At 32.8% G+C, this 17599-nt stretch carries 11 protein-coding genes; 7 read left to right on the forward strand and 4 right to left on the reverse strand.

Annotated features, from left to right (window positions below):
- Positions 1–7: 7 nt before the first annotated feature.
- Entirely contained in the window at positions 8–2443 is a 2436-nt protein-coding gene (locus tag Q1B05_RS02835) for a glycosyl transferase (RefSeq protein ID WP_299777326.1), read from the forward strand.
- A 53-nt stretch (positions 2444–2496) separates the two neighbouring features.
- Here the strand turns inward: Q1B05_RS02835 and Q1B05_RS02840 are convergent, their stop codons facing one another.
- Complete coding sequence (locus Q1B05_RS02840) at positions 2497–3369, reverse strand: AraC family transcriptional regulator (RefSeq protein WP_299777328.1); 873 nt, start codon at positions 3367–3369, stop codon at positions 2497–2499.
- A gap of 172 nt (positions 3370–3541) precedes the next feature.
- Between Q1B05_RS02840 and Q1B05_RS02845 the strand changes: the two genes are divergently transcribed.
- The 3 genes from Q1B05_RS02845 to Q1B05_RS02855 all read left to right on the forward strand — a co-directional run bounded on the left by Q1B05_RS02845 (position 3542) and on the right by Q1B05_RS02855 (position 10390).
- Positions 3542–6550: a TonB-dependent receptor gene (locus tag Q1B05_RS02845; RefSeq protein WP_299777331.1), complete on the forward strand. Its 3009-nt coding sequence runs from the start codon at positions 3542–3544 to the stop codon at positions 6548–6550.
- 22 nt (positions 6551–6572) lie between these two features.
- Positions 6573–8093 (forward strand): RagB/SusD family nutrient uptake outer membrane protein, encoded by a 1521-nt coding sequence (locus Q1B05_RS02850; RefSeq protein WP_299777333.1) that lies wholly within the window; start codon positions 6573–6575, stop codon positions 8091–8093.
- Positions 8094–8248: 155 nt separating this feature from the next.
- Positions 8249–10390 (forward strand): glycoside hydrolase family 3 C-terminal domain-containing protein, encoded by a 2142-nt coding sequence (locus Q1B05_RS02855; protein WP_299777335.1) that lies wholly within the window; start codon positions 8249–8251, stop codon positions 10388–10390.
- Positions 10391–10542: 152 nt separating this feature from the next.
- Here the strand turns inward: Q1B05_RS02855 and Q1B05_RS02860 are convergent, their stop codons facing one another.
- Positions 10543–11565, reverse strand: coding sequence for an adenosine deaminase (locus tag Q1B05_RS02860; protein ID WP_299777337.1), 1023 nt, complete (start codon positions 11563–11565; stop codon positions 10543–10545).
- 191 nt (positions 11566–11756) lie between these two features.
- Here Q1B05_RS02860 and Q1B05_RS02865 point away from each other — a divergent pair, with 191 nt between their 5' ends.
- Both Q1B05_RS02865 and Q1B05_RS02870 read left to right on the forward strand, forming a co-directional pair.
- The gene (locus Q1B05_RS02865; protein WP_299777339.1) at positions 11757–12596 is read left to right on the forward strand and encodes an AraC family transcriptional regulator; all 840 of its coding nucleotides are present in this window, start codon (positions 11757–11759) and stop codon (positions 12594–12596) included.
- A 184-nt stretch (positions 12597–12780) separates the two neighbouring features.
- Positions 12781–14766 carry a cytochrome c biogenesis protein CcdA gene (locus Q1B05_RS02870; protein WP_299777341.1) on the forward strand — a complete coding sequence of 662 codons (1986 nt, stop codon included), beginning with the start codon at positions 12781–12783 and terminating at the stop codon, positions 14764–14766.
- A gap of 97 nt (positions 14767–14863) precedes the next feature.
- Here Q1B05_RS02870 and Q1B05_RS02875 read toward each other — a convergent pair whose 3' ends face one another.
- Both Q1B05_RS02875 and Q1B05_RS02880 read right to left on the reverse strand, forming a co-directional pair.
- Positions 14864–15856, reverse strand: a complete 993-nt coding sequence (locus tag Q1B05_RS02875; protein ID WP_299777344.1) for a DUF1028 domain-containing protein — start codon at positions 15854–15856, stop codon at positions 14864–14866.
- Positions 15857–15912: 56 nt separating this feature from the next.
- Positions 15913–16674: a dTDP-glucose 4,6-dehydratase gene (locus tag Q1B05_RS02880; protein ID WP_299777346.1), complete on the reverse strand. Its 762-nt coding sequence runs from the start codon at positions 16672–16674 to the stop codon at positions 15913–15915.
- A gap of 216 nt (positions 16675–16890) precedes the next feature.
- On the opposite strand from Q1B05_RS02880, the gene Q1B05_RS02885 reads away from it, so the two are divergent.
- On the forward strand, positions 16891–17475 hold the full coding sequence (locus Q1B05_RS02885; protein ID WP_299777348.1) for an acetate uptake transporter: 585 nt from the start codon (positions 16891–16893) through the stop codon (positions 17473–17475).
- Positions 17476–17599 lie beyond the last annotated feature (124 nt).

The raw sequence follows: 17599 nt of genomic DNA on the forward strand, positions 1-17599 counted from the left end.
TCACTATATGAAATACGGACATTTTGATGATGAAAACAGAGAATATGTAATTACAAATCCAAAAACACCTTACCCGTGGATTAATTACCTTGGAAATGAAGATTTCTTCTCTTTAACATCAAACACTGCTGGTGGCTATACTTTTTATAAGGATGCCAAATTTAGAAGATTAACACGTTATAGATATAATAATGTACCTATTGATGATGGTGGTAAATATTTTTATATTAAAGACGAAGATACAACCTGGTGCCCCGGGTGGAAACCCGTAAAAACCGAGTTAGATAGTTACGAATGCCGCCACGGTATGAGTTATACTAAATTTAAAAGTTCTAAGAATGGTGTTCAAGCAGAAGTGCTTCAATTTATACCGCTTGGTTTTTGGGGAGAAATTCAAAAAGTAAGTATCAAAAACACGTCTTCTAAAGTAAAAAAGCTAAAATTATTCTCTTTCATAGAATGGTGCTTATGGAATGCAGAAGATGATATGACGAACTTTCAACGTAATTTTAATACAGGTGAAGTAGAAATTGAAGATGCTGTAATTTACCATAAAACAGAGTTTAAAGAACGACGAAACCATTATGCATTTTATTCGGTTAATTCCCAAATTAATGGTTTTGATACCGATAGGGAATCGTTTCTAGGATTATACAATGGTTTTGATGCTCCTGATGTGGTTGCAGAAGGACAATCGAAAAATACTGAAGCGCACGGTTGGTCTCCAGTAGCCTCGCATTATATAGAAGTAGAACTTCAACCAGGAGAAGAGAAAGACTATATTTTCATGCTAGGTTATGTAGAGGTTGAAGACGATAACAAGTGGGAAAGCAAATCTGTAATCAATAAAAAGCCTGCAAAGGATATGATTGCAAAATTTGATACGGTTGATAAAGTCACTACTGCCTTTAATGAATTAAGTGCGTATTGGGATAATTTATTAGGGAAAATTAATATTCAATCTGGAGAAGAAAAACTAGATAGAATGGTAAATATCTGGAACCAATACCAATGTATGGTAACCTTTAATATGTCGCGTTCGGCTTCATTCTTTGAATCTGGAATTGGTCGAGGTATGGGCTTTAGAGATTCCAATCAAGATTTAATTGGTTTTGTACATCAAATTCCTGAACGAGCCCGTGAACGCATAGTTGATATTGCTTCGACACAATTTGAAGATGGTTCTTGTTATCATCAATATCAGCCTCTAACAAAAAAAGGAAATGCTATTTTAGGAGGAAATTTTAATGACGATCCGCTATGGCTAATCCTTTCAACTACAGAGTATATTAAAGAAACAGGCGATTTTTCTTTGTTAGATGCCCTTGTGCCTTTTGATAATGATACTACAAGAGCAAAACCACATTTCGATCATTTAAAAGCCTCTTTTTATCATGTTGTTAATAATTTAGGACCACATAACTTACCGTTAATAGGACGAGCCGATTGGAATGATTGTTTGAATTTAAACTGTTTTTCTAAAGATCCTAATGAATCTTTTCAAACCACAGGAAACAAAAAAGATGGAAAAGCAGAAAGTTTAATGATAGCAGGCCTTTTTGTAGTCTATGGAAAAGAATATGTAAAATTATGTCATCAAATAGGTAAAACTACAGAAGCTACTGAGGCACAAATTCATATAGACAATATGATTGAAGCTGTAAAAAAAGACGGCTGGGATGGCGATTGGTATTTACGTGCTTATGATTACTATGGAAATAAAGTAGGTACACATGAGAGTGAAGAAGGTAAAATTTTTATAGAATCTCAGGGTTGGTGTACCATGGCCGAAATTGGTAAGGAAGATGGCATGGTTGAAAAATCTTTAAATGCTGTAAAAAAACATTTAGATTCAGATTATGGAATTGTTTTAAACAGTCCTGCATTTTCAAAATATTATATTGAATATGGTGAAATATCGACTTACCCTAAAGGATATAAAGAAAACGGAGGGGTGTTTTGCCACAATAACCCGTGGATTATGATTGGTGAAACCATGATTGGTCGTGGTGACGAAGCGTATGATTATTACTCTAAAATTGCGCCTAGTTTTTTAGAAGATATTTCTGAGTTACATAAAGTAGAACCTTATGTGTATTGCCAAATGATTGCTGGTAAGGAAGCTTTTAAACCAGGTGAAGCTAAAAACTCGTGGTTGTCTGGTACAGCATCATGGAATTTTTATGCCATTACGCAATATATCTTGGGGGTAAAACCAGATTATAATGGCCTTTCAATAAATCCATGTATTCCAAAAAAATGGAATGGTTTTAAAATGGAAAGAGCATTTAGAGGCGCTACTTATAATATTGAAGTAAAAAATCCAAATCATGTAAGTAAAGGCATCAAACAAATTTTAGTAAATGGTAATGTTATAAATACACCTATTGTCCCAATTCTAGAAGAAGGTAAAACCCATTTTGTAACAGTAGTTATGGGCTAAAATTATTTGTTTATGTTATTTAAAAGCTTCAATACCATGTATTGAAGCTTTTTTTATAGAAGTCTTTTTGTTCCTATAAATTCATTTCTAAACTCTTTAGGTGTACATTTTTTTGCTTTTTTAAACTGTCTATTAAAATTAGCAATATTATTAAATCCGCATTTAAAGCTAATTTCTCCAATACTTTGGTCTGTTTCTAAAAGCCATCTACTTGCAAAACTAATTCGAGTGTCATTTATATAAGAAATAAACGTTTTTCCAGTTCTCTTTTTTATAAATCTATTGAATGAAACTGGGCTCATATTTACCAATTCAGAGATTTCTGCTAACGTAATGGTTCTGCTAAAATTGTGTTGAATGTATTCGTAAACCTTTTTTATTTTATCGCTATTATGAAAATCAATATGTTCTGTACAAGAATTAGAAAGCAATCTTTGTCCTTCAGATTTAGCCAATTCATCTAGTATAGAAATAAACTCTAAGTAATATCTAATACCAATAATCTTTGGAAGTGTCATTAACCTTGGCATAATGTTCACTGTAGTTTCTCTTGAAAATAAGATACCATGTTTAGATCTATTAAACATGTCTTTTATGGGCTTAAAAATTTTACGAGATAATGTTTTTTCATTTAATAAATCATCATGAATGTGCATTGTGATTTCGTAAATTTCTTTGCATTTACATTCATGCAGCTCCCAACCGTGTACAATATTAGGGCCTACGAGTACTAATTCTAAATCGTCAATGTTTTCTACACTATCTCCAATAATTCTTCTAACGCCCTTTCCTCTATAAATAAAATTTAGTTCGTATTCTGGATGAAAATGTATAGGGAAATCAAAATCGTCTTTTATTCTTTCTTCTACCAAAAAACTATCCTCAGGTATTAATCTTGTAATTTCTCTGTGCGCATTTTTAACCATGTTGATTTATTTTTATTTTATGCGTAATAAATATATTAATAGATGTAATAAATATACTAATAAATGATAATTTAATATTAACAACTATTTAACAAGTGATGTAGCTTTGTGAAGGGTCATACCTATTTTAAATATACAAACATATTATTAACACTAACTAAACTAAATATTTATGAAAATTCTAATTTTAAGAAATATTTTTTTTCTTTTCTTTTTTTCTTTCTGCACCTATGTGCAAGCGCAAAAAATTTCAGGAACAGTATCTGATGTAAATGGGCCATTGCCTGGTGCATCAATTCTTGTAATAGGAACAAACAATGGTACAACTACCGATTTTGATGGTAAATTTACCTTAGAGGGATTAGCTACTGACGCTATACTTAAAGTCAGTTATGTTGGTTACACAGCAAAAGAAGTGATGGTAAATAACCAGACCACCATTAATATTGTTTTAGCCGAAGATACTAGTTTATTAGATGAGGTTGTTGTTGTTGGATATGGAACTCAAAAGAAAAGCTTGGTAACTGGGGCTATTTCTAGTATAAAATCAGATGATATTCAAAACAACGGATCCACACGAGTAGAACAAGCTATGCAAGGAAAAGTATCTGGTATCTCTGTTTTAAGTAATTCGGGGTCTCCAGGATCTGCGTCAAAAATAAGAATTAGAGGTACAGGTTCGAACGGAAACTCAGATCCTATTTATATTGTTGATGGTATGAAAACAAGTAGTATCGATAATATTGATAGTGGAGATGTTCAATCTATAGAAATTTTAAAAGACGCAGCATCATCAGCAATTTATGGTACAGAAGGGGCTAACGGAGTTGTTCTGATAACCACAAAATCTGGTAACAATTACGATAAACCAGTATTATCATACAATTCGCAATTTGGTTTTCAGTCAGAGCGTACACAAATAAAATTAATGGATGAATCGCAATACAGAACGTATTTAAATGAAGCAGGTGTTCAAAACATTCCATCAAATGGTGTTAATACAAATTGGTTAGATGAGGTGTTTGAAACGGCTTGGCTAGAAAAGCATCACTTAAGTTTTGCAGGAGGAACAGAAAAATCTAGTTATTTGCTTTCTGGTTCTTATACCAATCAAGACGGTATTGTAGGAGGTGATCGCGCAAATTTCAAACGTTATACTGCCAGATTAAACTCTAAACATAAAATTAACGACTGGTTAGAAGTTGGTAATAATCTTTCATATTCTAATAGCAGTAGAGATGTGATTAGCGAAGATGATGAATACAGAAGTATTTTAAACAATGCGTTATTAATGGATCCATTAACACCTGTAACTTATACAGATGGTGTGCCAACTAAAGTAACCAACTTGGTAGATAGTGGTTTAACTGTTCTGTCAGATAAAAATGGAAACTATTATGGTTTGCCTGAATATGTTACGGGAGAAATTGCAAATCCTGTAGCTATGCTAACCATTCAAAACAGAAATATTAAAACGGATAAAATATTAGGTACATTTTTTGCCAATGTAACGCCTTTTGAAGGTTTGGTATTAACATCAAGATTAGGGATAGACGTAAGCTACTCTATACAACATAACTGGGATCCTGTTTATTACGTTTCTGCAGAAAGACAAAATTCTTTAGCAACTATAGATGATAACATTGTAAAAACAAGTTCTTGGCTATGGGAGAATTTTGCAACATATACTAATAATTATAAAAAACACAACTACACGGTTCTATTAGGTACAACAGCAGAGAAATATCAATCTCCTAATTTTTATCTGTTCTCAGGGCCTATGCCTAAAGAAGGTGATAATTATGCATATCACGATTATTCTCAAGATGATGATCTTGATAAAACAGGAGGGAGTTATGTGGAAAGAAAGAAAAGATCTGTATTTGGACGATTCTCTTACTCATACGATGATAGATATCTTTTAGAAGGGACTTTGCGTTACGATGAGTCAAGTGCGTTTTCAGATGCAAACAAAGGGGCTTATTTTCCTTCAATATCTGCAGGTTGGGTTATGTCTAATGAAAATTTCTGGGGAGAAGATTCTAAAGTAAACTATTTTAAATTTCGTGCAAGTTGGGGTCAAGTAGGTAGCGATCAAAATTTATATGGAAATGAAGATTTACAGTTCTACACCAGTGAAGGTATTAAAATTCCAGATGGTAACGGAGGGTTCTTGTCTGGTTACGAGGCCGATGATCTTCCAAATCCAGACTTAACTTGGGAAACATCTGAGCAATTAGACTTAGGTATTGATTTAAGAGCGTTTGATGGAAAGCTTACGTTTACAACAGATTACTACGATAAAAAAACAAAAGACTTAATTGTAAGTGGGAATGGTTTAATACCGTTGTCTGTAGGTCGTAATTTTGGTAGCTTTAATGGTGGTACCGTTTCTAACAAAGGTTTGGAATTTGAATTAGGTTACAATAATCAAGTAGGCGATTTTTCATATGGTATAAACCTAAACTTATCGACACTTAAAAACGAAGTTACAGAATTAGCTGTAGATTCTCCAATAGACGGTGTAAATGTTAGAGGTTTTGATACAACACGTTTTGAAGAAGGTGAACCAATTTGGTACTACAGAGGTTATAAAACCAATGGTATAGATGATGCTACTGGAGAAGTTATAATTGTAGATGTAGATGGTAGTGGAGATATTACTGCTAATGATATTACAAATATAGGTGATCCGCATCCAGACCTTTTATACGGTGGGCAAATAAACTTAGGGTATAAAAATTGGGATTTTAATCTTAATTTCCAAGGTGTTCATGGTAATGAAATATATATGTTATGGAATAGAACAGATAGACCATACTCTAATAAACCTGCATTTTTATATGATGATAGATGGACAGGTTCTGGAAGTAATGCTTCATACCCAAAAGCAGATGTTAGCAGTGATTACTTATACAGAAGTGATTTAATGGTTGGAGATGGATCTTACATGAGAATTAAACAAATTCAATTAGGCTATTCTCTTCCGCCAGTAATATTAGAAAAATTGAGATTAGATCGCTTACGCCTTTCTTTATCAATTGAAGACTATTTCACGATCACTAACTACGAAGGCTTAGATCCTGAAGCTGGAAGTACGAATAATTCAGGTCAAGGTATAGATCGAGGTGTATACCCAATACCAGGGAAAATAATTTTCGGTTTATCTGTAAACCTATAATCTTAATTTAAATCATTAAAAAATGAAAAAGTATATAAAAATTATAACACTAGGTATTCTAATACTTTTTAATTATACCTCTTGTAGCAGTGATTTTACTGAAGTAGAACCTATAGGAAAGGTTAATGAAGTCGATTTTCTATCTACAGATGCAGAAGCAGAATCTGTAATATATGGTATTTACGACCTCATGGCATGGAATTATAACCGAGACTGGAATAGTGCCTTTTTTATAAAAGTTCTACCCGGAGATATTGCAAATGCAGGAAGTACTATAGGCGATCAACCCGCATTACAACAACTAGACGATTTTGAATATGTTGCCGATAATCCAGTAATTACAGGGGTTTGGGAAGGATATTATAAAACCATAGGTTTAGCAAATGTTTTAATTGAAAAATTAGAAATTTCTGAACTAAGTACAAAAGATAAATTTATTGCTGAAGCTAAATTTTTACGAGCGTATAGTTATTTAGAATTAGTCACTCTATATGGTGGTGTGCCTTTAAGAATTTCAACACCAACATCTATTGACGAATTTGCATTAGCAAGATCTACTAAAAGTGAAGTCTATGCACAAATTGAAAACGATTTAGCAGATGCAATTAACGGCTTACCTGTTAAATCGGCAATAGCACAACCTTTTAGAATTTCAAAAGAAGCTGCCGAAGCAGTATTAGGAAAAGTCTATTTGTTTCAAGAAAAATATGATTTAGCAGCCGTTGAATTTGAAAACGTGATTTCATCTCAAGTTTTTGATTTAGAACCAGATTTTGCAGATGTTTGGAGTTCTAGTTCAGAAAACGGAATAGAATCTTTAATAGAGTTAACTTATGTAAGTACAGAAGCTTATAGTTGGGGTAATTTCCCTTGGGGTGGACGACCAGAAAGTAATATTCATGCCCAATTAATGGGACCTAGAGGAGATGTTTTTGATGTTGCTGCTATTGGAGTTGCTAACGGATGGGGATTCAATCTACCTACATCTAAAATAGGTACTGCATTTGATGCTGCAGGCGATGTAACTCGTAAAAATGCTACATTAATTTCAGAAGCCGATTTAGTAGCGGCAGGGGGTAATGTTTATCCTCCAGATACAGGAATTCATGATTATGAAGGTTACGTGAGATTAAAATACACAACAAGACCTGAAGATACTGCTGGCCCAACTACTGAGTTAAATTACGGTATTAACTGGAGACTTTTAAGATATGCAGATGTGTTATTAATGGCTGCTGAAGCCTACAATAAAAATAATGAAGACTCTAAAGCTTTAATAGAATTAAATAAAGTAAGAAACAGAGCCAATCTTCCCGATGTTACTGCAACAGGAACAGCGCTTTTTGATGCCATTGTTAAGGAAAGAGAATTAGAATTAGCTTTTGAAGGTCAACGTTTTTGGGATTTAATACGTTGGGGATTAGCGGATACTGAACTTTCAAGCTTAGGTTATACATCTAAAAATGAAGTTTTTCCAATACCAGCCAATGAAATAAGTAGAAATACGTTAATTAACCAGGAAGATCAAAATCCTGGATATTAATTAAAAATTAGTAATTAGTTTTGTTTAGAGAAGGGGCAGTGGTTTAATTTAAACGCTGCCTTTTGTTTTCTTTTAAGAATTAAATTATAGATCATATGTGTAGTAATAAAAAGAACACTTTTTTAAGTATCGTTATAATCTTCTGCAGTATAACGATGATAAATGCTCAGAAAGCAAGTGATGAAAATGAAAAAATAGAAATAAAAATTGATAGTATTATAGCGTTATTAACAACAGAAGAAAAAGTGGCCATGTGCCATGCGCAATCCAAATTTAGTACTCCAGGTGTAGAACGCATAGGAATTCCTGAATTATGGATGTCCGATGGTCCACACGGTGTAAGAAGTGAACTTAATTGGGATAATTGGGAGTATGCAAATTGGACTAATGATTCCATTACAGCCTTTCCTGCATTAACATGTTTAGCAGCCACATTTAACCCAGAATTATCTAAAGATTATGGAGTAAATGTTGGTGAAGAAGCGCGTTATCGTAAAAAAGATGTGTTATTGGGGCCTGGAGTAAATATGTATCGTACACCCTTAAACGGTAGAAATTTTGAATACATGGGAGAAGACCCCTACTTAGCCTCAATAATGGTAGTGCCATATATTCAGGGCGTACAACAAAATGGGGTCGCTGCGTGTGTAAAACATTATGCTTTAAATAATCAAGAGTTATGGAGAGATCATATAAATGTTGAAGTGAGTGATCGCGCGTTGCATGAAATTTATTTACCCGCTTTTAAAGCGGCTGTTCAAAAAGGAAACGTATGGTCTATTATGGGAGCATACAATCAATTTAGAGGACAGTATTGTTGCCATAACCAATTACTTCTTAATAAAATTTTGAAAGACGATTGGCAATTTGATGGAGTTGTAATTACAGATTGGGGTGGTGCTCACGATACTAAAGAAGCCATTTTTAATGGTTTAGATATAGAAATGGGTACTGGAACCGATGGTTTAACGACAAGTACCAAAAATGCTTACGATAGTTATTATTTAGCCAACCCGTTTTTAAAACTTTTAAAAAATAAGGAAGTTAGTGAAGACTATTTAAACGATAAAGTTAAACGAATTTTACGTTTAATGCTCAGAACAAATATGAACCCTAATAAACCCTACGGACGCATAAATAACATAGAACATTTAACTGTAGCAAGAGAAGTCGCTACAGAAGGTATTGTATTATTAAAAAATGAAAATAATTTTTTCCCGATTAATCCAACTAAAAAATTAACAATAGCTGTAATAGGTGAAAATGCAACAAAAAGCATGACACTTGGTGGAGGCTCTTCAGAATTGAAAGCAAAATCTGAAATAAGTCCGCTTCAAGGCATTAAAGCACGTTTTAAAAATGCGACTATAATTCATGCGTTAGGTTACGCATCAGGTCCTTCTGCATACGGACGTGTAATTCCTTCAGATTTAGATGCTAAAAAACTTCAACAAGAAGCTGTTGATGCTGCTTCAAAAGCAGATGTTGTTTTGTTTGTTGGCGGTTTAAATAAAAATCATTTTCAAGATTGTGAAGGTGCAGATAGACAAAGTTATGAATTGCCTTTTAATCAAAATGAGCTATTAAATAACATTCTAAAAGTAAACAATAACCTTGGTGTTATTTTAATTAGTGGTAATGCTGTAGAAATGCCGTGGTTACCAAAAGTAAAAGGGCTTATGCAGGCTTGGTATTTGGGTAGTGAAGCTGGACATGCTATTGCAAATGTGGTTAGTGGCGATGTAAATCCGTCGGGTAAATTACCGTTTTCGTTTCCTAAAAAGTTAGAAGATAATGCAGCTCATACTTTTGGAGAACTATCTTATCCGGGCGATAGCATAAACCAATACTATAAAGAAGACATATTAGTTGGTTACCGCTGGCACGACACTAAAAAAATTGAACCTCAATTTGCCTTTGGAGAAGGACTGTCTTATACTTCGTTTAAAATCAGTAATGTAAAAACGAATAAAAAAACGTATTCTAAAACTGATGAGATCATAGTGTCAGGTAACGTTTCTAATATTGGAAATATAGATGGTAAAGAAGTTGTGCAGGTTTATGTAGGTAAACCAAAATCTAAAGTCAAAAGAGCTTTAAAAGAGTTGAAAGGATTTCAGAAAATTAATGTTGAAAAAGGAGCAAATAAAGATTTTACTATTACAATACATCCAAACGATTTAGCTTTTTACGATGAAACGATTTCTGATTGGAGTTTAGAAAAAGGAGATTATATAATTTATGTTGGAAATGGATCAAATAGTATGTCTGCAACTATTAAAATACGTATTAACTAATGCAGTGTGCTTTATTAGTTAAAAGAAAAAGTTACCCCAAATGGAGTGACTTGAAATAGATTTGTTTGTTAATAGCCGAATTGCGGGGAGTTGGATATATCATGTGCAATGATTTTAAACAACTCCCTAAAATTCAAATTTTATTTCATTAATTAGTTTAAAGAGCTGAAATAATTCTTTACGTTTAAAATATGTTTTTCCTTTTCTTCAGGGCTTAACCAGCTGGCTTCAAAACCATTTATTGCCAATTGTAATAATTGATCTGTACTTAAATTAAAAACCTTTGCTATTTCGTAATAATTCTCATTCATATAACCTCCAAAATAGGCAGGATCGTCGGAGTTAATTGTAGCTAGAATGCCTCTGTCAAGTATTTCAACAATGTTATGATCTTCCATTTTTTGAATCACTTTAAGTTCAAGGTTACTTAAAGGGCATAAGGTTAAAGCTATTTTATCTTTAATTAGTTTTTGTACCAAGACTTCATCATCTAAACAACGGTTTCCATGGTCTATTCTATCAATTTTTAAATGGTCTAGGGCTTCCCATATATATTCTACAGGACCTTCTTCTCCAGCATGAGCTACTAATTTAAAACCGTGTTTTGCAGAGGCTTCAAAAACATTAATAAATTTACTTGGCGGATTACCAACCTCAGAAGAATCTAATCCAACACCATCAATCCAATGTTTAAAAGGAATAGCTTCCTCTAATGTTTTAAAAGCGTCTTCTTCGCTTAAATGACGTAAATAAGACATGATAAGCTTGTACGATATGTTTAATTCATCTTTACCTTTTTCAAGCGCTTTTTTAATTCCATTAATAACAACATTAAAAGGAACACCCCGTTCTGTGTGGGTTTGCGGATCGAAAAATACTTCTACATGTACTACATTCTGGCTGTGTACTTTTGTTAGATACGCCCAAGTTAAATCGAAAAAATCTTGTTCGTAAAGAAGCACTTTAGCGCCTAGGTAATAAATGTCTAAAAATTCTTGAAGGTTATTAAATTTATAAGCTTTCTTTAGTGATTCAACAGTATCATAATCTAAAGAGATATTGTTTCTTTTGGCTATTTCGAACATCAGTTCAGGTTCAAAGCTACCTTCAATGTGCAAGTGTAGCTCTGTTTTAGGAATGCCTTGTATGATGCTTTTTAATTCTGATGATTTCATATGATGTATTATTTCGAAGTTTAATATACGATTTGTACTTATTATCTGGCTAAATGTAATGCTGTTTTAGTCGGTTGTTTCCCCCAAACTATCAACTTACCTTAACTTGTGTCTTGATTTATGTGCAAATTTATAGACAAAATAGAGCGCTAAATAGGTATATTTCTTTTATAAAACTGTATTTTTAAAGCATGATTAAAGATCAGAAATATGAAGCCGTAGAAGCCTATTATCTTAAAACAAAGACATGGGAAGTGAAAAAATATTTAAGCTTTTTTCAATTCGTGTATGTTATTTCTGGAAATGGAATCCATAATTACAGTGGTAATTCTATTCCTTTTAAAGCCGATTATTTGGTGCTTTTAACTCCCGATAAAGACAATTATTTTGAACTACACGGAGAAACAGAATTTTTAATCATGAAAGTCCATGTGTCTTATGTTAGAGATTATAGATGGAAAACTATTGATTATCTTGAAGAGTTACTGTATTCTTCTAGTCAGATTTCAGGAACTATAATTACCAATAGTTCAGACAAAATACTAATAAAGCATATTGCAAATTCTTTAATGTTAAGTTTAAAAGAAAAAAAACTGTACCATCAAGATTTAAATCTACATTACATTAATGCTTTAACGGTTATTGCTGCGCGAAATATTTCGGAGAAGAAACCACATGGATTTACGGAGAAAGTAGATAATAAATTTGAAAGTATTCTGACTTATGTAGAACACAACATATATAATCCTTCACAATTAAGAACGCAAGTAGTTAGTGAAGCCTTTGGTATTTCTCCAAATTATTTTAGTACCTATTTTAAGCATCAATCAGGAGAGAATTATAAAAATTATTTAGCTAATTATAAAATTAAACTAATAGAACATCGATTAAAATATAGTGATAAACGCATTGCCGAATTGGTAGATGAATTTGGTTTTATAGATGAAAGTCATATCAATAAATTTTATAAAAAACATAAAGGAATAACGATTAAGGCGTTTCGGAACACACACACAAGGTTTAATAACTAATTAGATTTAATGCTAAAAGTTATCTTTTACAAATTATCTATTGAATGTTTTTATAGATTTACGTTAATAGTTCTATAAGAATGGAATGATTTTTTAACAGGCAACGTATATTTGCTGGATATTGAAAAAATTAAAAATAATTATTTAAGAATAATACATCAACCCCTTATAATTTTCATTTGCTATGAAGCATATTCTTTTTGCCCTATTATTAACAATTAGTCTATCTGCTTTTTCTCAAATTTTAGATCCTGTAAAATGGTCTACAGCTGTAGAAAAAGTTTCAGACACAGAATATAAATTAATTTCGACTGCAAACATAGATACAAGTTGGCATTTATACTCGCAATTTGTACCAGAAAATGGTCCTATTCCAACAACCTTTATTTATGATAATTCTGAAGAGACATTTACTTTAGAAGGCAATACATTAGAAGGAAAAGGGCATACCATATTCGACCCAGTGTTTGAAATGGAGATTAAGTTTTTTGAAGGTCAAGCACAGTTTGTGCAACATATAAAAATATCTTCTGCCATTCAAAAAATTGAAGGATTTGTAGAATATATGGTTTGTGATGATGCTCAATGTATGCCTCCAACAGAAGTTGAATTAGAATTTATTTTAGACGGAAATACAAAGGGAGCTGCTACAATTACAGAAAAAGCAAAAGAAACTCCTGTAAAAGTTTCAGAAAAACATATTGAAAAAGAAGAAAAAACAGCGACCAATAAAGGGCTTTGGTCTATCTTTTTTATCGCATTCTTATCTGGTTTTGCAGCGCTATTAACACCATGCGTATTTCCTATGATTCCTATGACGGTGAGCTTCTTTACTAAGCAAAGTAAAAACAAAGCTTCTGGAATTAAAAATGCGATTATTTACGGTGTTAGTATTATTGTTATTTATGTATTGTTAGGAACTGCTGTAACAGGAATTTTTGGTGCAAGTGCTTTAAATGCATTATCTACAAATGTGTGGTTTAACGTTATTTTCTTTGTGTTATTAGTCGTTTTTGCAGTTTCATTTTTAGGGGCTTTCGAAATAGTTTTACCAAATTCATGGGCAAACAAAGTCGATTCTCAAGCCGATCGTGGTGGTTTAGTCGGGATTTTCTTTATGGCTTTAGCGTTAGCAATAGTCTCTTTTTCTTGTACGGGACCTATTGTAGGCACACTTTTAGTAGAATCGGCTTCTAAAGGAGGAGTAGCTCCAATTATTGGAATGTTCGGATTTTCTTTAGCTATTGCTTTGCCATTTGCTTTATTTGCAGCATTCCCAGGCTGGTTAAATTCTTTACCAAAATCGGGAGGTTGGTTAAATACAGTGAAAGTGGTTTTAGGATTTTTAGAACTGGCTTTAGCTTTTAAATTTTTATCGAACGCCGATTTAGTATTACAACTTCATGTCTTAGAACGTGAAGTGTTTATCGCTATTTGGATCGCCATTTTTGGAACCCTCGCGTTTTATTTATTCGGAAAAATACAATTACCACACGATTCTCCGTTGCCTCATATTTCTGTTGGTCGATTAAGTTTAGGTCTTATCGTGTTAACATTTACTATTTATATGATTCCAGGGCTTTGGGGGGCGCCTTTAAATATTATTAGTGCATTCCCGCCACCACAAGAATATAGCGAATCGCCTTATGGTGTTGGGTTTTCTAAAATTGGTGGAGGTGCAGCAAGGGCCGAAGCTCATGGCGAATTGCCTGATGGCGCACATTTATTAGCTCCTCACGATATTATGGCGTTTAACGATTATGATAAAGGTGTTGCTTATGCTAAAAAAGTAGGAAAACCAATCATGCTAGATTTTACGGGTTGGGCATGTGTAAATTGTAGAAAGATGGAACAAAAGGTTTGGCCAGAACCAGGTGTTTTAAGTATTTTGAAAAACGATGTGGTTTTAATTTCGTTATATGTAGATGATAAACGTCCGTTAGCAGAAGGCGATGTAGTAGAATCTCAATTAAAACCAGGTAAGACATTAAAATATATTGGACAAAAATGGAGTGAGATGCAAACCATTAAATACAAGTCTAATTCGCAACCTTTTTATGTGATTATAGATCATGCCGAAGACAAATTAGTAGAACCTGTGGCTTATCTTCCTGATGCAGAATTGTATCAAAATTGGTTAGAAGAAGGCCTTCGTAAGTTTAAAAAATAGAAACCTGTTTGATTTAAGTTTCGTTTAAAAAATTAAAAGCCTCCATTATTATATTTAATAATGGAGGCTTTTTTATGAAGTAAATACGAGTATGATTTTAGAGTTTTATAATACGATTTAAATCGGCTTCAGAAACTGTTAAAAGACCTGGTTTAGTTAAACGTTTAGTCATTTCTCTCCAGTTATTATCTTTCTCAAAAATAGATTTAAAAAGCGGTAATGCTTCATCTAATTGTCCGGAATTTGCCATGGCAATTGCCGTCCAATATTTCATTTCTAAATTTTCAGGAAACATGTTTTGTGCAGTTCCGTAGGCAGTCATTGCTTTTTTCATGTCTCCATGCTCGACAGCCAAATCGCCTTCATTCATAAAATTATAGGCATTATGTACTTTTAGTAAGCGGTCTAATTCTTTTATAGGATTATCGCTATCTTCAACATTTAAGTCTACTAATTTGTCTTGCCAAGTATTTTCTGTCAATTTAGGACCTACAACAATAAGTGCGGCCGATTGTCTGCCTCGAATATCTCCGCCTGCAGCCTGAGCCGCTTGTAAAACTTTAATTACACGTTCTGCTAAAGGTAAATTACTGTATGTTTTAAAAGCGCCTTCCATGGCAGGCACAACATTGTCGTTTAACATCATATTTGCTTGAACAGAAAAATTGTCGCCTACAATTTGATGGGCAGATTCTACACAATTTGCTCCCGTAAATGCATTTACAGCTCCATTAACATCTAACATAGCCACTTGCCGAAAATCTCGACCTTCATCTTTTTTAACCAAAATTTGTAATGCGTCTTTAGCAGATGTTCCGTTTTGCATTAATTCTAATCCGTTCGGACCATATGCAGGATTAACAAAAGATTGTGTGGCAACAACGCCAACTCCAGATTTTCCCCAAGCCACAATACTTCCTACATTAAACCAATGGCTTTGCACGCCAACGGCCATTTCACCTGTTTTTACATCTCTAGCTACAATAGAGAATGTGTGTGCGAATTGATCTTTATAAACTTGAGAGTAAGAAAGCTGTGATACTAATAATAGAACCATTATTAGTGCTAATTTTGGTGTGAGTGTTTTCATTTTATAATAATAAGTTAACTTTTTTAAATGATAGGATTAGTGTTTTTATTACTGAATTAATAATCCATTAAATCAGGATATTTGAATGTGAAATTTAATGTTGATATTAATTTCTTCGGACTTATAATTTTATAATCATTAGAAGCTTTTAAATCTAATATGGGATGTAGTCTACCAACTTTAGCCATTTCTTTTATATAAAAGTCTGAGCGTTTAGGATGAGAGTGTGCACAGGCATTAAAGGTCTCGTTCCAAATATTTTGTTTAATTATAGATGTTAAAATACGAATACAATCATCTTGATGAATAAGGTTTACAAAACCTTCAGGATTAGGAATCGTATTATGCGATCTAATAAAATTTCCAGGTTTTCTAGTGTATCCAAACAACCCTCCAAACCGTACTATAGTCGTTTCAAAGTTTGTATTCTTACTAAACAGAGTTTCAATTTGAGCTAGCGGATTATTGTTTGTTTCATTTTCTTCTGTAACTACAGTATTTGTACTAGGATAAACCGAAGTTGAGCTAATAAAAATAACTTTTTTAATACTAGAAGCTTCAATGTGATTTATAAGCTTTTTAAAAGCTTCTATGTCTTTAGAGGTAATTAAGATGATTAAAATATCTGAATCGAGAAATTCAATATTTAATGATTCCGCATTTATATTGATTAGATATGGCCTTATACCAACCAATTTAAGTTTGGGCAATTTATCTGTTTGTGTTGTAGATCCTTTTACGTTATAGCTTTCTTTTATCAACCTTTCAGCAAGAGGGAAACCGAGCCATCCGCAGCCTAAAATACTTATGTTTTGCATTTTGATTATAAGTTTTTTATAAGATATATTTTTTCAATTAGAAAAAAACTATAATTCATAACAATGTGTGTGAAAATTTCGTAATTTTTAGCCTTATTTTTTATGATTATCTTTTAAATATATAATTTTTATCAACGTATTTGTAGAATATGATGCTTTTTTAATGTGAATTGTTAAATATTGAATAAAGAAATACTATTAAAACAAAACAAATTTATGGAACAAACTACAGTAACAATTAAAGACAATTCAGCAAATCCAGGCCCTTTAGGGCTTTTAGCTTTTGGAATGACAACCGTATTATTAAACCTACATAATGCAGGGCTATATGACATGAATTCTATGATTTTAGCAATGGGAATTTTTTATGGAGGTATGGCGCAAATTGTAGCAGGTATTTTAGAATCTAAAAAGAATAATAGCTTTGGGATGACTGCATTTATTTCTTACGGATTTTTCTGGCTCACTCTTGTGGGGTTAATTTTAATGCCAAAGATGGGGGTGTTCGAAGGACCCTCTGTTGGAGGGATGGTCGCATATTTAATTATGTGGGGCATTTTTACGGGACTTCTTTTTATTGGTACATTAAAAATAAATAAAGCCTTACAGTTTGTTTTTGCGAGTTTAGCCGTGTTATTTTTCTTATTAGCTTTAGGAGATTATACAGGAAATGAGACCATTAAAACCATTACAGGAATAGAAGGCATTATTTGTGGGGCTTCGGCAATTTATGCGGGTGTTGGTACTTTGCTAAACGAAGTTTATGGCAGAACACTTATGCCTTTAGGTACTGTTAAATAGCTAAAATAGTCGGATTTATAAGTAAATAGAAACGTTCGTGAAAACACTAAGATTTAGTGTTCCGAATTTTAAGGAAAACCAACACTAAATTTATATTGTACATTTAAATAGAGTAGGTTACATT

This window comes from uncultured Formosa sp. (genome assembly GCF_947500765.1).
Taxonomy (GTDB): domain Bacteria; phylum Bacteroidota; class Bacteroidia; order Flavobacteriales; family Flavobacteriaceae; genus Formosa.

Coding starts and splice junctions, on each gene's coding strand:
- Q1B05_RS02835 (WP_299777326.1), top strand. CDS start 8: ATGAAATACGGACATTTTGATGATGAAAACAGAGAATATGTAATTACA.
- Q1B05_RS02840 (WP_299777328.1), bottom strand. CDS start 3,369: ATGGTTAAAAATGCGCACAGAGAAATTACAAGATTAATACCTGAGGAT.
- Q1B05_RS02845 (WP_299777331.1), top strand. CDS start 3,542: ATGAAAATTCTAATTTTAAGAAATATTTTTTTTCTTTTCTTTTTTTCT.
- Q1B05_RS02850 (WP_299777333.1), top strand. CDS start 6,573: ATGAAAAAGTATATAAAAATTATAACACTAGGTATTCTAATACTTTTT.
- Q1B05_RS02855 (WP_299777335.1), top strand. CDS start 8,249: ATGATAAATGCTCAGAAAGCAAGTGATGAAAATGAAAAAATAGAAATA.
- Q1B05_RS02860 (WP_299777337.1), bottom strand. CDS start 11,565: ATGAAATCATCAGAATTAAAAAGCATCATACAAGGCATTCCTAAAACA.
- Q1B05_RS02865 (WP_299777339.1), top strand. CDS start 11,757: ATGATTAAAGATCAGAAATATGAAGCCGTAGAAGCCTATTATCTTAAA.
- Q1B05_RS02870 (WP_299777341.1), top strand. CDS start 12,781: ATGAAGCATATTCTTTTTGCCCTATTATTAACAATTAGTCTATCTGCT.
- Q1B05_RS02875 (WP_299777344.1), bottom strand. CDS start 15,856: ATGAAAACACTCACACCAAAATTAGCACTAATAATGGTTCTATTATTA.
- Q1B05_RS02880 (WP_299777346.1), bottom strand. CDS start 16,674: ATGCAAAACATAAGTATTTTAGGCTGCGGATGGCTCGGTTTCCCTCTT.
- Q1B05_RS02885 (WP_299777348.1), top strand. CDS start 16,891: ATGGAACAAACTACAGTAACAATTAAAGACAATTCAGCAAATCCAGGC.